Here is a 15,262-nt window from a genome sequence, read left to right as displayed (position 1 = left end):
GGGCCTTTTCTGAAGGTGTAGGTTAGCAGCTAGCAGCACGTAGGGTGGAAGACCAATGACTGTGCGAGAACCATCTACGGCATACCCTACATCAAACTCAACCATTAAGAGCTTAACTAGACATATCTGGTCACATTGTCACACCTTACAGCTAGAATACCATTGAAAACGTACGAGCGCGATTTCTACTACCTTTACGAGCATTTTGGACATATTATTTCTCCTTGAGTTTTCTAGCCGGGCCGGAACTTGTCCGGCCGGATCTCAAAATGCAAGCTCCGACCCGAAGGCTGATCAGTCCTGTAGGTCGGCAGGGGGCTTACGATGCGGATGTCTCCGCGAAACCGATCAGTTCGGCGCCATCCTCGACTTGGTCGCCGACGGCGTAGCGGACCTTCTCGACGGTGCCGTCAGAGGGGGCCTTGATGGTGTGTTCCATCTTCATCGCCTCCATCACGACCAGCGGCTGGCCCTTGGTCACCACCGCTCCCGGCTCGGTCAGGACGGCGATGATCTTGCCCGGCATCGGGGCGATCAGGCGGCTGCCCGGCGCTTCCGCGGCGTCGGCGCCGGCCAGCGGCTCGATCAGGGTCAGGCGATGGCTGCCGCGCTCGCGGAAGACGGCGATGTCGGCACCCCGGCGGACGACGGTGCCCTCCAGCCGCCGGCCGCCCAGGTCGGCGGACAGCGTGCCGTCGGGCGCCAGACGGCCCGACGCCTCGACGGTGCCGCCGGGGAGGTCGAACCGATAGCTGCCGCGGCGGTAGATCAGGTGGACCGGCCGGTCCATCCCGCCGTCGCGGAACGTCAGCGTGTCGTGGGCGTCGTCGTTCAGCCGCCAGCCGTCGCTGCCCGCCCACGGGCTGTACGGGTCGGCCGATGCCGCCGCGACAGCCCGCGCCTTGGCGGAGCGGTCCAGCAGCACCGCGAGTGACGCCAGCGCCAGCACCTCGTCGTCGGCCGGGGCCGGTTCCGGCAGCAGGTCGTCCTGGTACCGCTCGATGAACTTGGTGTCTAGATCGGCCGCGAGGAACGCCGGATGGGAGGCGATGGCCAGCAGGAAGTCGGTGTTCGCCGCCAGCCCGACCACCTGGGTCGCGGCCAGCGCGCCGCGCAGCTTGCGCACCGCGGCCGCCCGATCCTCCCCCTTGACGATCAGCTTGGCGATCATCGGGTCGTAGTGGATCGAGATCGTGTCGCCCGCGCGCACCCCGGTATCGGTCCGAATGCCGAAATCGAGCGGCGGAAAGACCAGATGATCCAGGCGGCCGGTCTGCGGCAGGAAGCCCTTCTGCGGGTCCTCGGCATAGAGCCGGACCTCGATGGCGTGGCCGTGGATGTGCAACCGGTCCTGGGTCCGCGGCAGCGGCTGGCCGGAGGCGACGCGCAGTTGCCATTCCACCAGGTCCTGCCCGGTAATGTACTCCGTCACCGGATGCTCGACCTGGAGTCGGGTGTTCATCTCCATGAAGAAGAAAGAACCGTCCTCGTCCAGCAGGAACTCCACCGTCCCCGCCCCGACATAGCCGATCGCCCGGGCGGCAGCCACGGCGGCCTCGCCCATGCGGCGGCGGGTGTCCGGATCCAGGTTGGGGGCAGGAGCCTCCTCCACCACCTTCTGGTGGCGGCGCTGGATCGAGCAGTCGCGCTCGAACAGGTAGACGCAGCCGCCGTGGGTATCGGCGAAGACCTGGATCTCCACGTGGCGCGGTCGGGTGACGTAACGCTCGATCAGCACGCGGTCGTCGCCGAAGGCGTTGATCGCCTCCCGCTTGGCGCCGTTAAGTTGGTCATCGAAATCCTCCGGCCCGGAGACCACCCGCATGCCCTTGCCGCCGCCGCCGGCCGACGCCTTGATCAGCACCGGGTAGCCGATGCGGCCGGCCTCGGCGCGCAGCAGGTCCGGGTCCTGGTCCTCCCCGTGGTAGCCCGGCACCAGCGGCACGCCGGCCTTCTCCATCAGCGCCTTGGCCTCGGACTTGCCGCCCATGGCGCGGATCGCCGACGCCGGCGGGCCGATGAAGACGACGCCGGCCTGCTCGCAGGCTTCGGCGAAGCCGGCATTCTCCGACAGGAATCCGTAACCGGGATGGATGGCCTCGGCGCCGGAACGCTTCGCCACGTCCAGGATGGCGTCGCCGCGCAGATAGCTCTCGCGGGCCGGCGCCGGACCGATATGCCAAGCCTCGTCGGCCATTTCCACATGCAGGGCGCCGGCATCGGCGTCGGAATAGACCGCGACGGTGCGGATGCCGAGTTGCCTGGCGGTACGGATGACCCGGCAGGCGATCTCGCCCCGGTTGGCGATCAGGATCTTGGAAAACATGGTGTCTACCTCGCCGTCCAGGCCGGCTTGCGCTTTTCGAGGAACGCCGCCAGACCCTCGCGCCCTTCTGAGGAGGCGCGGATGGTGGCGATGCGTTCGGCGGTGTCACGGATCACGGCGGCGTTCACGGGCCGGTGCGCCACGGCGAAGATCAGGTCCTTGGCAGCCTTCTGCGCGGCCGGACCGCCTTCGGCCAGGCGCGCCAGCACGCTGTCCAGCGCCTCGTCCCATCGGTCGGCCGGAACCACTTGATGGACCAGCCCGATGCGCAGCGCCTCGTCGGCGGCGAACCGTTCCGCCGTCAGGAAGTAGCGCCGCGACGCCCGCTCGCCGATCGCCGCCACCACATAGGGCGAGATGACGGCCGGGATCAGGCCCAGTCTCACTTCAGATAGGCTGAAGGAGGCCCCTTCGGCCGCGATGGCGATGTCGCAGCAGGCGACCAGCCCGACGCCGCCGCCGAACGCGGCTCCCTGCACCACCGCGATCGTGGGCCGGGGCAGGAAGTTGAGGGTCCGCATCAGCTCGGCCAACCCTTCGGCGTCGCGCAGGTTTTCCTCACGGCCGTAGCCGGCCATACGCTGCATCCAGCCCAGGTCGGCCCCGGCCGAGAAGCTTTTCCCCGCGGCCCGGAGCACGACCGCGCGCACCCGGTCGTCCTCGCCCAGGCGCCGCAGGGTCGCGGTCATCTCGGCGATGACCTGATCGTTGAAGGCGTTGTGGACCTCCGCCCGGTTCATGGTGATGGTGGCGATCCCGTCGTCCCGGATGTCGGTCAGGATGCTGGTGCTGTCCATCGGCGTTTCCTCCCTGCCTTTTGCCCTGCCCTTTCCCATCACATCCGGAACACGCCGAACTTCGGCGGCGGGATCGGGGCGTTGAGGGCGGCGGAAATGCCGAGGCCGAGGGTCATGCGGGTGTCGGCCGGGTCGATGATGCCGTCGTCCCACAGCCGGGCGCTGGCGTAATATGGATGGCCCTGGTGCTCGTACTGCTCGCGGATGGGCGCCTTGAACGCGTCCTCGTCCTCGGCGCTCCAGCTCTTGCCCTGGGATTCCATGCCGTCGCGCCGGACCTGGGCCAGCACGCCGGCGGCCTGCTCCCCGCCCATCACCGAGATGCGGGAGTTGGGCCACATCCAGAGGAAGCGGGGGCCGAACGCCCGGCCGCACATGCCGTAATTGCCGGCGCCGAAGCTGCCGCCGATCACGACCGTGAACTTGGGCACCTGAGCGCAGGCGACCGCGGTGACCAGCTTGGCGCCGTCCTTGGCGATTCCGCCCGACTCGTACTTCTTGCCGACCATGAAGCCGGTGATGTTCTGGAGGAACACCAGCGGGATGCCGCGCTGGCAGCATAGCTCGATGAAATGGGCACCCTTCAGCGCCGACTCCGAGAACAGGATGCCGTTGTTGGCGATGATGCCGACGGGGTAGCCGAAGATGTGGGCGAAGCCGCAGACCAGCGTGGTGCCGTAGAGCTGCTTGAACTCGTCGAACTCGGAACCGTCCACGATCCGGGCGATAACCTCGCGCACGTCGAAGGGCTTCCGGGTGTCGCTGGGGATGATGCCGTACATCTCTTCGGCGGCATAGAGCGGTTCGGCCGGGGCGCGCAGCTCGACCTGGGGGCGCTTCGGCCGGTTCAGATTGCCGACGATCCGCCGCGCGATGCTCAGCGCATGGGGATCGTTCAGCGCGTAATGGTCGGTCACGCCGGAGGTCCGGCTATGGACGTCTGCGCCACCCAGGTCCTCCGCCGAGACGACCTCGCCGGTGGCGGCCTTCACCAGCGGCGGGCCGCCGAGGAAGATGGTGCCCTGTTTCCGCACGATGATCGACTCGTCGCTCATGGCCGGAACGTAGGCGCCGCCCGCCGTGCAGCTTCCCATCACCACCGCGATCTGCGGGATGCCCTGGGCCGACATGGTGGCCTGGTTGTAGAAGATGCGGCCGAAATGGTCCCGGTCGGGGAACACCTCGTCCTGGTTCGGCAGGTTGGCGCCGCCGCTGTCCACCAGATAGATGCAGGGAAGGTTGTTCTCCCGGGCGATCTCCTGGGCGCGCAGGTGCTTCTTGACGGTCAGCGGAAAATAGGTCCCGCCCTTGACCGTGGCGTCGTTGGCGATCACCACGCATTCCCGCCCCGACACCCTGCCGATGCCGGTCAGGATGCCGGCGGCGTGGATCGGCTCCTCGTAGACTCCGTGGGCCGCCAGCTGGGAGAATTCCAGGTACGGTGTGCCGGGGTCGAGCAGCGTGCGGACGCGGTCGCGCGGCAGCAGCTTGCCGCGCGACAGATGGCGGTCTCGGGCCTTCGCCCCTCCCCCCTGCTTGATCTCGTGGACCCTGTCGCGCAGGTCGGCGACCAGCCCGCGCATCGCCTCGGCATTGTCGGCGAAGGCGGGGTCGCGGGTGTCGATGACGGATTTCAGGATGGTCATGGCGGGTCTCAGGCCGTCTCTTTGAACAGTTCGCGGCCGATCAGCATGCGCCGAATCTCGCTGGTGCCGGCGCCGATCTCGTACAGCTTGGCGTCGCGCAGCAGGCGGCCCGTCGGATACTCGTTGATGTAGCCATTGCCGCCCAGCAGCTGGATGGCGTCCAGCGCCACCTGGGTCGCCGCCTCGGCCGCATACAGGATGGCCCCGGCCGCGTCCTTGCGGGTGGTCTTGCCGGCGTCGCATGCGCGGGCGACGGCATAGACATAGGCGCGGCAGGCATTCAGCCGGGTGTAGATGTCGGCCAGCTTGCCCTGGACCAGCTGGAATTCGCCGATCGGGGTGTCGAACTGCTTGCGCTCGTGGACGTACGGAACGACCACGTCGAGGGCCGCCTGCATGATGCCGACCGGGCCGGCGGCCAGGACGGCACGCTCGTAGTCGAGGCCCGACATCAGCACGTTGACGCCCTTGCCCACGGGGCCGAGCACGTTCTCCTCCGGCACCTCGCAGTCCTCGAACACCAGTTCCGAGGTGGGCGAGCCCCGCATGCCCAGCTTGTCCAGCTTCTGCGCCGGGCGGAAGCCCTTGAAGCCCTTCTCGATCAGGAAGGCGGTGATGCCTCGCGGCCCTGCCGCCGGGTCCGTCTTGGCGTAGACCACCAGCGTCTCCGCATAGTGGCCGTTGGTGATCCACATCTTGGAGCCGTTCAGCACGTAGCGGTCGCCGCGCCGGTCGGCGCGCAGCCGCATCGAGACAACATCGGAGCCGGCGCCCGGCTCGGACATGGCGAGCGCCCCGACATGCTCGCCGGACAGCAGCTTGGGCAGGTAGCGGTTCTTCTGTTCCGGCGTGCCCCAGCGGTTGATCTGGTTGACGCACAGGTTGGAGTGGGCGCCGTAGCTGAGCCCGACCGAGGCCGAGGCGCGGCTGATCTCCTCCATCGCGACGACGTGGGCGAGATAACCCATGTCCACCCCGCCGAACTCCTCCGACACGGTGATGCCGTGCAGACCCAGTTCACCCATGGCCGGCCACAGGTCGATCGGGAAGGTATCGGTGGAGTCGATCTCCGCCGCGCGGGGGGCGACCTTGTCCTGCGCGAAGGTGCGCACCGTGTCGCGCAGCATCTCCAGGTCCGAACCGAGGCCGAAATCGAGTTCGCTATGGGTGGGTATCGCCATTGTGTCCGCTCCTCCCGCTGGGCCGTCACCCGGACGCCGCCGGGCTCATTTAAATACGAACATACGTTTTTATTTTGCTGCGCGCAACGGCGCATCGGCCGCATAATAGGGCATGACGCCCAGGATTGCCCCGGCTTTCGGATCTGCTATGAACCCGGTGGCATAGAGCTGAGGAACGCCATCATGGCACGCACCGCGGGATCCAACGGAACCAGGACGCTGGAAGCGATCCGCAAGGCCGGGCTGCGCCTGATCTACCGGCAGGGCTACGAGGCGATGAGCCTGCGCCAGCTGGCTTCCGAGGTCGGCATCCAGGTCGGGTCCCTCTACAACCATATCTCCACCAAGCAGGACCTGCTGTTCGACCTGATCCGGGTCCATATGGAGGAACTGATCGCGCGGCTGGACCGGGCGCTGGAAGGCTTCGACAGTCCGGCGGACCGGCTGGACGCCTTCATCCGCTTCCATGTCGAATACCATATCGCCCGCAAGCGGGAAGTCTTTATCAGCTATTCCGAGTTGCGCAGCCTGGAACCGAAGAACTACGACGTCATCGTGGAGCTTCGCGGCCGCTACGAGCGCCGGCTGATCGACATCCTGGACGAGGGCGTGGCTCATGAAGACTTCACCACCGCTGACACCACCGTCGCCGCCTTCGGCATCCTCGCCATGCTGACCGGCGTCTGCACCTGGTTCAAGCCGGGCGGGCGGCTGAGCAAGGACGAGGTGATCGAGGTTTATTCCGGCATGATCCGGGACGGGCTGGTCCGCCCCGGCGCCGGCTTCACTCCCGACCGGCTGCTTCCTCGGCCGCCTGCCGGCGCAGTACCCGGCGCATGACCTTGCCAGTCACCGTCATCGGCAGTTCGGGGACGAAGGCGACGTCGCGCGGGTACTCGTGGGCGGCAAGCCTGGTCTTCACGAACTCCTGGATCTCGCGGGCCAGATCGTCCGACGCCTCCCGGCCTGGGCGCAGCACCACGTAGGCCTTCACACGCTCGGTCCGGATCGGATCGGGCACGCCGATCACGGCGGCCAGGGCCACCGCTGGGTGGCCGAGCAGGCATTCCTCGACCTCGCCCGGCCCGATCCGGTAACCGGCGCTGGTGATCACGTCGTCGTCGCGTCCGACATACCAGAAGAAGCCGTCCTCGTCGCGGCGCCCCAGGTCGCCGGTCACCAGCCAGTCGCCGACGAACTTGTCGGCGGTGGCCTCCGGCTTGTTCCAGTAGCCCAGGAACATCACCGGGTCCGGGCGGCGGATCGCGATCGAGCCGACGGCGCCGTCCGGCAGTTCGTTGCCCTCGGCGTCGATCACGGCGACATGGTGTCCGGGGACGGCCCTGCCCATGGACCCCGTCCTGAACCCGAGCGGAGCGGCGTTGCCGACCACGACGTTGCACTCTGTCTGGCCGTAGAACTCGTTGATCGTGACGCCGAACACCGAACGTCCCCAGTCCAGCAGTTCGCCGCCCAGAGTCTCGCCGCCGCTCGCGACGGTGCGGAGCGACAGCCCCTCCCCCGTCACGCCGGCCTGCCGCATCAGCTTGATCGCGGTCGGCGGCAGGAAGACGTTGCGGACGCCGTGCCGCTTCATCAGGTCGACAGCGCGCTGCGGGTCGAACTTGCGGAACCGGTGAGCCAGGACGGGGACGCCGTGGTGCAGGGACGGCATCAGCACGTCGAACAGCCCGCCGATCCAGGCCCAGTCGGCCGGTGTCCAGAACAGGTCGCCGGTTTGCGGAAAGAACTCGTGCGGCAGTTCGACGCCCGGCAGGTGGCCGAGCAGCACCCGGTGCCCGTGCAGCGCGCCCTTGGGGCTGCCGGTGGTGCCGGAGGTGTAGATGATCACGGCGGGGTCGTCCGGCCCGGTATCGACCGGCGTGAAGCCGTCCGACGCGCGGGCGAGCGCCTCGTGGAAGCCGAGGGTCCCTTCCGGCGCCCCGTCGATGCACAGTACCAGCGTCAGGCCGGGCAGCCGGTCGCGCAGGGGCATCACCTTGGCGTACCCGGCGGCGTCTGTGACCAGCACGCGGGCGCCGCTGTCGGAGAGCCTGTATTCAAGGGCTTCCTCGCCGAACAGGGCGAACAACGGGATGGTGACCATCCCCGCCTTGAACCCCGCGATGTGGGCGATCGCGGTTTCCGGCGACTGCGGCAGCAGCACGGCCAGCCTGTCGCCCCGGACCGCGCCGTGCGCGGCCAGCACGTTGGCAAGCCGGTTGGACTGGTGGAACAGATCGCGGAAGGTATGGCGCCGGACGGTGCCGTCCTCCTCCTCGACGATGAGGGCGACGCGGGCGGGATCGCCGGAGTGGCGGTCGCAGACATCGACGCCGATATTGTAGCGCTCCGGCACCGGCCAGGAAAACGACCGGTACAGCTCCGCGTAGTCGTCGTGGCGCGTCAGCATGGGGTGCCCTACCGCATCAGTCGCCCGACCGGCCGGCTCTTGGCGAGGCGGTCGAACTCCACCAGATCGCCAAGCACCTCGGCCATGCGCGACAGCGGCACCATGTTGGGGCCGTCGCTCGGCGCATGGTCGGGGTCCTGATGGGTTTCCATGAACACGGAGGCGACGCCGATCGCGACGGCGGCGCGCGCCAGGACGGGCACGAATTCCCGCTGGCCGCCGGAGGTGCCGCCTTGTCCGCCTGGCTGCTGGACGGAGTGGGTCGCGTCGAACACCACGGGATAGCCGGTCTCGGCCATGATCGGCAGCGACCGCATATCGGACACCAGCGTGTTGTAGCCGAAGCTGACGCCGCGCTCGCACAGCAGGATGTTCTCGTTGCCGGTGCTGGCGATCTTCGCCGCGACGTTCTTCATGTCCCAGGGAGCCAGGAACTGTCCCTTCTTGACGTTGATCGCCCGGCCCGTCGCCCCCGCGGCCAGCAGCAGGTCGGTCTGGCGGCACAGGAAGGCGGGAATCTGGAGGATATCGACCGCTTCCGCCACCGGCGCGCATTGGTCGGGCGCGTGGACGTCCGTCAGCACGGGGATGCCATGGACCTCCCGCACCTCCGCCAGGATCGGCAAGCTTTTCTCCAGGCCGAGACCGCGGGCGGTGTTGACAGAGGTCCGGTTGGCCTTGTCGAACGACGACTTGTAGATAAGTCCCAGGCCGAGCTTCCGGGTGATCTCCAGCAGCGCCTGGGAGGTCTCCAGCGCGTGGGCCCGGCTCTCCAGCTGGCAGGGGCCGGCGATCAGCACGAACGGCTTGTCGTTGGCGAAGGTGAGGGATCCCACCTGTACGGACTTGTTCATCATCGGTGTTCCCGGCGTTGCCCGGTCAGGGCGTGAGATCAGGGTGTAAGGATAGGGCGTCTGGCCCCAACCATACTCCACCGGGCACGGCGATCCAGTCAAAGTGCGGCGGTGCGCGCCTTGATCGTCTCGATTCGGCCGACGATCTCGTAGTCGATCTCGCCGGTCCGCCAGTCCTGGAGTTGCTGGACGATCCGGTGGCGGATGCCGGCCAGGTTGTCCATCGTTACCCGGACCGTGTTCTCGCACTCGCTCTTCGGGACCAGCGGGATGACGCGCATGATTTCCGCGATGCGGCGGTGGTCGATGTTCTGCCGGTCGGCCATGGCGGCCTGCCACAGTTCGCAGACGTCGAGCCAGCCGTCGAGCAGCCAAGCGAGCCGGTCGATGCTCTGGCGCAGGCGGAGGATGCTGGCGTCCCACGCGCCGAAGAAGGCCGGCAGGTTCTGAAGCTCGCGGTCGATCTCCGCGATCATCCGCTCGGCCATACGGGCGGTCACGCCGGCGGTCTCGCCGGCGAGATGCCCTGTCGCGCCGATATTGGCGGCCGAGATCGAGTTGCGCAGATCGCCGACCCGGCGCAGGATCCGGCGCAGGTAACCGGAATCCTCTTCGCCGGCGAAGCCCAGCGGTCCGACCGCGTCGCTCAGTTCGAGGATGCGCGCCCGGCACTGCCCCGGCTGCTGCCCGACCAGGCGCGCGAAGGCGTCGGCGACCTGGATGATCAGCGTTTCGCCGACCCGGCCGCGGACGCGCTGCATCAGGTCGTCGGTCGTCCTGTCCAGCACGCCGGTCAGCCGGACGACCCGGCGCAGCATGGCTTCCTGATTGATCTTCTCTTCCCGGGCGATCCGGGCCATGGCGGCGCCGGCCGCCTCCGCCGCCTCCACCCCGGCCAGCCCGGTCTTGGCGACCCGGTAGGCCGCGAGCCGCATGCGCATAGGCGTGATCGCGTCGGCCAGGCTGATCTCCGCCTGGAGCGCCCGGTCGTGCAGGGTCAGCCGCATAACCGAGGTCAAGCCGTCCCAGGGGAAGACGTAGATCGAGCGGCCTCCGGAGAAGCCGGTCACCAGCACTTCCAGGTGATTGGTCCTGGTGTCGCGTCGGACCCGCGAGAACGCCAGTTCCGGCGTGGTGAAGGGAACGGTGGTGCCGCGCTCGTCGAAGGTCGAGGGCGCGTAGTCGTAGGCCAGGCGGAGCGCCTGGGCCTCGCCTGCGGACGGGGACCGGCTTGCTTCCGTTCCCCTGGCCATGGTTCTACTCATGATTGGCGTTCATGGCATGGATGATCTTCAGCAGGAACTGCGCCGGATCGGCGCTCGCCGCGAAACCGAGCCGGACGGCGCAATCCTCCAGCATCCCCAGCACGGTTTCCTCGCTGCTGATCGGCTCGAGCGAGCGGGCGACCTGGACCGCGATGGACAGCGCATTCTGCTTCTCGCGGCTTCCGGCGGCGGCCCGCTCCGAGGCGATCCGCTCCAGACGCCCGGCTACCCCGGAGACGGTGTCCGCCGTCAGGGCCTTGAGTTCGGCGGGAACCTCGAACTGCTGCTTCACCGCGTTGTGGACCTTCGCGACCGCCAGCACGGCCCGTGTCAGGACGGTGATCTCCTCGGCGCTCGGCAGGCTGCCGCCCGGGGACGAAACGAAGGATCCGACGTTTTCCTCCGCGGCCTTGGTGAACCGGTCGCTCAGGAAGTCGTGGATCCGCTCCTCGACCTTGTCGATCCGCTGACCGACCTGCCGGGTCAGGTGCGGCGCCGCGACACGCAGCACGCCGAGGCTCTCGATCGCCGCCCTGACCTTCTCGGCCGCATCGTCGAGGTCGGCCGCCGTTTCCAGCGGCATGGCGAATCCCGCCTTGAGGGTCTCGCCCTCCTTCGTGACCAGTGCCTCGCACAGGTCGGAGGCGACCGAGGGTCCGCCGCGGCTGCCGTTGCTCTCGGCCAGGGCTTCGATCAGCGGAGCGGTGTGGTCCGCCAGGTCCGGGTCCATCAGGAGCACCATGAAGAACAGCTTGAACCAGCGCTGGTCGCCCTTTCGGGAGGCGGCCTCGCGGCCGAGTGATATCACCGATTGGACATACTGTTCGCCGATCCCGATCAGCTGCTCGGACGCCATGATCTGGCGCCGGGCGGTCATGATGGCATCGCGCATCTGGTAGAGCGCATGAACTTCCTGGATGACGTCGGGAAGATCGGGATGTTGCTGCGCCACGGCCTTGGCAAAGGAACGGTCTGCCGCCAGCCTGGAATGGATCTCCTCCACCGCGCGGGCGAAGGATGCGAAGAGTTGGCGGTGGACGGTCAGCGGACACGGCTCGTCCATCAGGTACTCGCCGGAAGCATCCACCTGCCGCGCGGCCTCGGCATCGTCCAGATGCTCGAGCACCAGCGCCCACAGGGGGGAGACGCTGCTGCGCGGGATACTGCCCAGGGGCCGCGGACGGGCCGGTTCGTTGCAAAGCAGGCTTTCGAAGGGCACGCAGAAGAGCCGCTCGGCGGTGAGCCTGCGCAGCGGACGGATCTTCTTCAGCCGATGGCGAAGCTGGTCCTTGAACATTCCCCGCAACGCGTCGTCGGGCATCTTGTCGGCCAGGGCATACACCATCCTGACCTTGTCCTCCGACAACTCGTCGAGCGCCCTTCTTTCCGGCAACTGAAGCATGTCTCTGTCCTTCGGCCACTCCAGGCATGATAGCCGCCACACGTAAAAATTTACATACTATCGATAGGAATAGGTCACGCGATTGGAACGGCATGCGTCGATTAACTGGATTTTTAACCAAGGAGTGCTCTTCTGGAATACCATTATAGTTACCTCTATCAGGTTATACCTCTTTATATAGTTGGATATCCGCCAAGAATGTCTAAAATGGTAGACATCGAAGAATAGGCGGCGATCTTGCCGGACGGTTGCATTTTGAGGGTTGGAATGACTGGTACTTCGGCCATCAGCCAAGTCGCGGATGTCGTCCAGGACATGGTGCCGTCCACGTTCGAGGAGCGTGGCACCACGATCCCCTTCACGACGCCCGAGCTGGCCTATTCCCGCCTGCGCCGCGGCGCCCGCGGGAGCCTGGAAGTCCTGGTGAACGGCTTCTCCGGCGGGCGCTGCACCTATGTGTTCCCTTGGGCCAGCATACCACAGGTCGTCCGGCTCACCCTGCACGACAAGGCGCTTCATGCCGAGATCTCCTATTCAGACGCCACCACTCCGGACAAGATCAGGCTGGCGGCGTATCGGGTGGCGCGGACCGGGCTGGGCGGCCCGGAACTGATCGACATGGCCTCCCGGTCGATCGAGCAGGAAGCGACCGAGAAGCTGGCCAGCAGCTTCTTCCTGATGCTGAAGGTGATCGAGGCGACCGGAGTCAACACCGACCGGGCGACGCTGGCCCTGATCAACATCAACTCGCCGGAAGGCAAGGCCATGGTCCGGCAGGCGTTCCGCCGGCTGGGCGACGTCATCGGAACCACGCCCGAGGTCTGCCACCAGCGGATCACCGAGCTGGGCGACGTGATCCAGCCCATCGGGTTCGAGATCGAGGGGCAGCGCGGACGGCTGCGCCAGCTCCTGCACCGACTGAACCAGTTCCGCGACGAGGTCGTCCGGGGCGAATCGGGGGGCACCGCCCGGACGCTGGCCGACGTGGCCCAGCTCACGCTGCGGATCGGCAACGGGATCATCGCCGACATCGACCGCGATATCGCGGCAATCGTCCGCTACGTGACCGACTGGGACACCCGCCTGCCCGCGACCCGCCAGAGCATGGAGCGGCTGTCCTGGCTTCTGGACGGCTGGACCTATGTCTGCGACCTCTGGGAGGACTCGAATTCCGACCGGTCGGTTCCCAAGCGCCAGCGCATCAACGAGATCATGCGGATCATCCCGGTGGTCCCCAGGAGCGAGGCCAATTCCGGAGTCCGGACGGAGACGGGCGATCCCCAGCGCCGGCAGACCCGCATCGTCCAGCAGAACGAGGACTGGCGGACCGGACAGATCGACCATGAGATGGCGGCGCGGCTGGGCAGGCTCAATGCCCGCACTCCGTCCTGAACCGGCCGGCGGGGAGCAGCGGCATGGCTGACGCGAACGCCAGGACCGGTTCCGAGGGCGGTGAATTCTACAGGGTCGTCGACAGCACGGGCGAACTGATGGGCGAGTTCCCCTCGTCGAGGATCGCCCGGGAATTCGCCCGCCGCATGATCGAGGCGGGCAAGGCCAGCACCCTGGTGGTTGAATGGTCCAACAACGGCCGGCGCGGCGAACTGTCGATCACCCGCAGGATGGTCAACGCGGCCGAGAAGCGCGCGGCCGAGGCGAAGCGCCGGGCGAATCTGGAGGCGCGCCGCAGGGCGAACCTGATCAGCGGCCTCGCCGCGGCGGTCGTGGCCTTCCTGGCGCTGATCCAGGTCGCCGCGACTTACATGCAGGCCAGGGAAAATCTCTGGCCCTAGTGTCAGACCTGGCGGTTCAAGCCGATCTCCAGGCTCGCGAACTCGGCTGCCAGCCGGTCGCGGGCCCGTTCCATCGCGTCGATGTCCTCCAACAGGAGGGCGTCCTGGCAATCGGCGCAGAACTGCCTGACGACGAGAGCCTCCTCCAGAGCGTCCCCGAGATCGTCCGAGAAGCTGGCGAGCTCGGCCACCATGCGGCCGGCAACCTCGCCGATCATCTCGGCCTGCATCTCGAGGTTTCGGAACAGGTCGGCCGCGGTCACCGCGTAGGGGACGGCCTGGGTCACCGCTGAACGGCTCCGTGCGGCGCGGACCTCCGCCAAGTCGATGATGCTGCTGCCCTGGGCCGGATTGCTGGTCATTTGTGCACCTCGCGAGCGATCTTCAAAAATTCAACTCATGAGGAGATGATTTGCACAATCGATGCCAAGTATTCATCTGACTTTTAGCCTACATGGAGGCATTCATAAGCCCTATTCTCTGCGTACTCCTCTGCAAAAAAATGAAAGCCGCTTCGCAATTCGCGAATCCGAAGCACCGGCGAGTGCATTATGCGGCGGTTCGAACGGAACGATGGCTCAGTCCGCGAACTCCGCCCGGATCTTCAGCACCGCGGGCAATTTGGCGAAGAACGCGTCGATGCAGACCGGATCGAAATGCGTCCCGGCATTGTCCCGAAGGAAAGCCAGCGCCTCTTCCAGGGACCATGCCGCCTTGTACGGACGCTGCGTGGTCAGCGCGTCGAAAACGTCGGCGATGGCGATGATGCGGCCGGCCAGGGGGATTTCCTCACCCTTCAGGCCCCTCGGATAGCCGCTGCCGTCGAACTTCTCGTGATGGGTCAGCGCGATCGACGCCGCCAGCCGGATCAGGGGAGAGGAACTGTCGTCCAGGATGCGATAGCCGTGCACCGTGTGCAGTTTCATGATCTCGTATTCTTCCGGCGAGTAGCGACCCGGCTTGAAAAGGATCTCGTCGGCCACCGCCACCTTGCCGACATCGTGCATGGGAGCCGCCATCTGGATGCGCTCCTGCATCGCGTCGGACATCCCGACGCCGGCCGCGATGATCCGGGCGTAGCGTGCCATGCGGTCGAGATGGGCGCCGGTCTCGCTGTCCCGGGACTCGATGGAGCGCGACAGCCGCATGATCAGCTCGTTGGCCGCCTGCTCCCTCAGCCGCCGGTGGCTGGCCCGGAGCTCCAGCAGGTTGCGGCAGCGCGCGGTGAACTCGATGCGGTCGATCGGCTTGCTCAGGAAATCGGTGACTCCCCGGACCAGCGCTTCGCGACGGAATTCCTTAGCCCCCTGCCCGGTCACCATGATCACCGGAACCTCGGCCGTGTTCCCGATGCCCCGAAGACGGTGCAGGAATTCCAGACCGTCCATCTTCGGCATCATGAAGTCCGTGACCACCAGGTCGACGTCGTGCCTGTCGCACCAAGCCAGGGCTTCTGACGCGCAGCCCACGCCATGGACGGAAGCGCCGGCGATCGCCTGGGCGTAACGGCTCATCAGCATCAGGTTCGCCGGATTGTCGTCGACGATCAGCAGATCCATCGCGGTCATTGCGGTCCTTCCGATCC

Annotated in this window: 13 protein-coding genes; 3 read left to right on the top strand and 10 right to left on the bottom strand. The window is 66.9% G+C overall.

From position 1 onward, the window contains the following. Nucleotides 1–319: 319 nt before the first annotated feature. From IGS68_RS10200 to IGS68_RS10185, 4 genes are read right to left on the bottom strand one after another with little or no spacing between them, the layout of a single operon-like run. Nucleotides 320–2,326 carry an acetyl/propionyl/methylcrotonyl-CoA carboxylase subunit alpha gene (locus IGS68_RS10200; RefSeq protein WP_201079575.1) on the bottom strand — a complete coding sequence of 669 codons (2,007 nt, stop codon included), beginning with the start codon at nucleotides 2,324–2,326 and terminating at the stop codon, nucleotides 320–322. Nucleotides 2,327–2,331: 5 nt separating this feature from the next. Further along, a complete protein-coding gene (locus tag IGS68_RS10195; RefSeq protein ID WP_201079573.1) occupies nucleotides 2,332–3,123 on the bottom strand; it encodes an enoyl-CoA hydratase/isomerase family protein in 792 nt (263 codons plus the stop codon). Between the two features lie 38 nt (nucleotides 3,124–3,161). Then, nucleotides 3,162–4,769 (bottom strand): carboxyl transferase domain-containing protein, encoded by a 1,608-nt coding sequence (locus IGS68_RS10190; protein WP_201079571.1) that lies wholly within the window; start codon nucleotides 4,767–4,769, stop codon nucleotides 3,162–3,164. Between the two features lie 8 nt (nucleotides 4,770–4,777). Continuing rightward, nucleotides 4,778–5,950 carry an isovaleryl-CoA dehydrogenase gene (locus IGS68_RS10185; RefSeq protein WP_201079569.1) on the bottom strand — a complete coding sequence of 391 codons (1,173 nt, stop codon included), beginning with the start codon at nucleotides 5,948–5,950 and terminating at the stop codon, nucleotides 4,778–4,780. A 183-nt stretch (nucleotides 5,951–6,133) separates the two neighbouring features. Between IGS68_RS10185 and IGS68_RS10180 the strand changes: the two genes are divergently transcribed. Beyond that, nucleotides 6,134–6,790 carry a TetR/AcrR family transcriptional regulator gene (locus IGS68_RS10180; RefSeq protein WP_201079567.1) on the top strand — a complete coding sequence of 219 codons (657 nt, stop codon included), beginning with the start codon at nucleotides 6,134–6,136 and terminating at the stop codon, nucleotides 6,788–6,790. Here IGS68_RS10180 and IGS68_RS10175 read toward each other — a convergent pair. From IGS68_RS10175 to IGS68_RS10160, 4 genes are all read right to left on the bottom strand, one after another. Continuing rightward, complete coding sequence (locus tag IGS68_RS10175; protein ID WP_201079565.1) at nucleotides 6,735–8,363, bottom strand: acyl-CoA synthetase; 1,629 nt, start codon at nucleotides 8,361–8,363, stop codon at nucleotides 6,735–6,737. The genes IGS68_RS10180 and IGS68_RS10175 overlap by 56 nt on opposite strands. A gap of 8 nt (nucleotides 8,364–8,371) precedes the next feature. Then, nucleotides 8,372–9,220, bottom strand: a complete 849-nt coding sequence (kdsA, locus tag IGS68_RS10170; RefSeq protein WP_201079564.1) for a 3-deoxy-8-phosphooctulonate synthase — start codon at nucleotides 9,218–9,220, stop codon at nucleotides 8,372–8,374. A gap of 95 nt (nucleotides 9,221–9,315) precedes the next feature. Further along, complete coding sequence (locus tag IGS68_RS10165) at nucleotides 9,316–10,482, bottom strand: hypothetical protein (RefSeq protein WP_201079562.1); 1,167 nt, start codon at nucleotides 10,480–10,482, stop codon at nucleotides 9,316–9,318. Then, nucleotides 10,475–11,884 (bottom strand): hypothetical protein, encoded by a 1,410-nt coding sequence (locus tag IGS68_RS10160; protein WP_201079560.1) that lies wholly within the window; start codon nucleotides 11,882–11,884, stop codon nucleotides 10,475–10,477. The genes IGS68_RS10165 and IGS68_RS10160 overlap by 8 nt, the downstream gene beginning before the upstream one ends. Nucleotides 11,885–12,151: 267 nt before the next feature. On the opposite strand from IGS68_RS10160, the gene IGS68_RS10155 reads away from it, so the two are divergent. Both IGS68_RS10155 and IGS68_RS10150 read left to right on the top strand, forming a co-directional pair. After that, complete coding sequence (locus IGS68_RS10155; RefSeq protein WP_201079558.1) at nucleotides 12,152–13,276, top strand: hypothetical protein; 1,125 nt, start codon at nucleotides 12,152–12,154, stop codon at nucleotides 13,274–13,276. A 23-nt stretch (nucleotides 13,277–13,299) separates the two neighbouring features. Then, a complete protein-coding gene (locus IGS68_RS10150; protein WP_201079556.1) occupies nucleotides 13,300–13,677 on the top strand; it encodes a hypothetical protein in 378 nt (125 codons plus the stop codon). A 2-nt stretch (nucleotides 13,678–13,679) separates the two neighbouring features. On the opposite strand, the gene IGS68_RS10145 is transcribed toward IGS68_RS10150, so the two are convergent. Together IGS68_RS10145 and IGS68_RS10140 are read right to left on the bottom strand one after the other, a co-directional pair. After that, nucleotides 13,680–14,039 (bottom strand): hypothetical protein, encoded by a 360-nt coding sequence (locus tag IGS68_RS10145; protein WP_201079554.1) that lies wholly within the window; start codon nucleotides 14,037–14,039, stop codon nucleotides 13,680–13,682. Between the two features lie 216 nt (nucleotides 14,040–14,255). Beyond that, the gene (locus tag IGS68_RS10140) at nucleotides 14,256–15,245 is read right to left on the bottom strand and encodes an HD domain-containing phosphohydrolase (protein WP_247881264.1); all 990 of its coding nucleotides are present in this window, start codon (nucleotides 15,243–15,245) and stop codon (nucleotides 14,256–14,258) included. Between the last annotated feature and the right edge of the window lie 17 nt (nucleotides 15,246–15,262).

Origin of the sequence: Skermanella sp. TT6 (assembly GCF_016653635.2) — a bacterium.
GTDB lineage: Bacteria > Pseudomonadota > Alphaproteobacteria > Azospirillales > Azospirillaceae > Skermanella > Skermanella cutis.
The sequence above is the reverse complement of the archived record's forward strand: the minus strand, read 5'-3'. Positions and strand labels throughout refer to the sequence as shown.

Coding starts and splice junctions, on each gene's coding strand:
- IGS68_RS10160 (WP_201079560.1), bottom strand. CDS start 11,884: ATGCTTCAGTTGCCGGAAAGAAGGGCGCTCGACGAGTTGTCGGAGGAC.
- IGS68_RS10185 (WP_201079569.1), bottom strand. CDS start 5,950: ATGGCGATACCCACCCATAGCGAACTCGATTTCGGCCTCGGTTCGGAC.
- IGS68_RS10145 (WP_201079554.1), bottom strand. CDS start 14,039: ATGACCAGCAATCCGGCCCAGGGCAGCAGCATCATCGACTTGGCGGAG.
- IGS68_RS10195 (WP_201079573.1), bottom strand. CDS start 3,123: ATGGACAGCACCAGCATCCTGACCGACATCCGGGACGACGGGATCGCC.
- IGS68_RS10180 (WP_201079567.1), top strand. CDS start 6,134: ATGGCACGCACCGCGGGATCCAACGGAACCAGGACGCTGGAAGCGATC.
- kdsA (WP_201079564.1), bottom strand. CDS start 9,220: ATGATGAACAAGTCCGTACAGGTGGGATCCCTCACCTTCGCCAACGAC.
- IGS68_RS10150 (WP_201079556.1), top strand. CDS start 13,300: ATGGCTGACGCGAACGCCAGGACCGGTTCCGAGGGCGGTGAATTCTAC.
- IGS68_RS10190 (WP_201079571.1), bottom strand. CDS start 4,769: ATGACCATCCTGAAATCCGTCATCGACACCCGCGACCCCGCCTTCGCC.
- IGS68_RS10200 (WP_201079575.1), bottom strand. CDS start 2,326: ATGTTTTCCAAGATCCTGATCGCCAACCGGGGCGAGATCGCCTGCCGG.
- IGS68_RS10165 (WP_201079562.1), bottom strand. CDS start 10,482: ATGAGTAGAACCATGGCCAGGGGAACGGAAGCAAGCCGGTCCCCGTCC.
- IGS68_RS10155 (WP_201079558.1), top strand. CDS start 12,152: ATGACTGGTACTTCGGCCATCAGCCAAGTCGCGGATGTCGTCCAGGAC.
- IGS68_RS10140 (WP_247881264.1), bottom strand. CDS start 15,245: ATGACCGCGATGGATCTGCTGATCGTCGACGACAATCCGGCGAACCTG.
- IGS68_RS10175 (WP_201079565.1), bottom strand. CDS start 8,363: ATGCTGACGCGCCACGACGACTACGCGGAGCTGTACCGGTCGTTTTCC.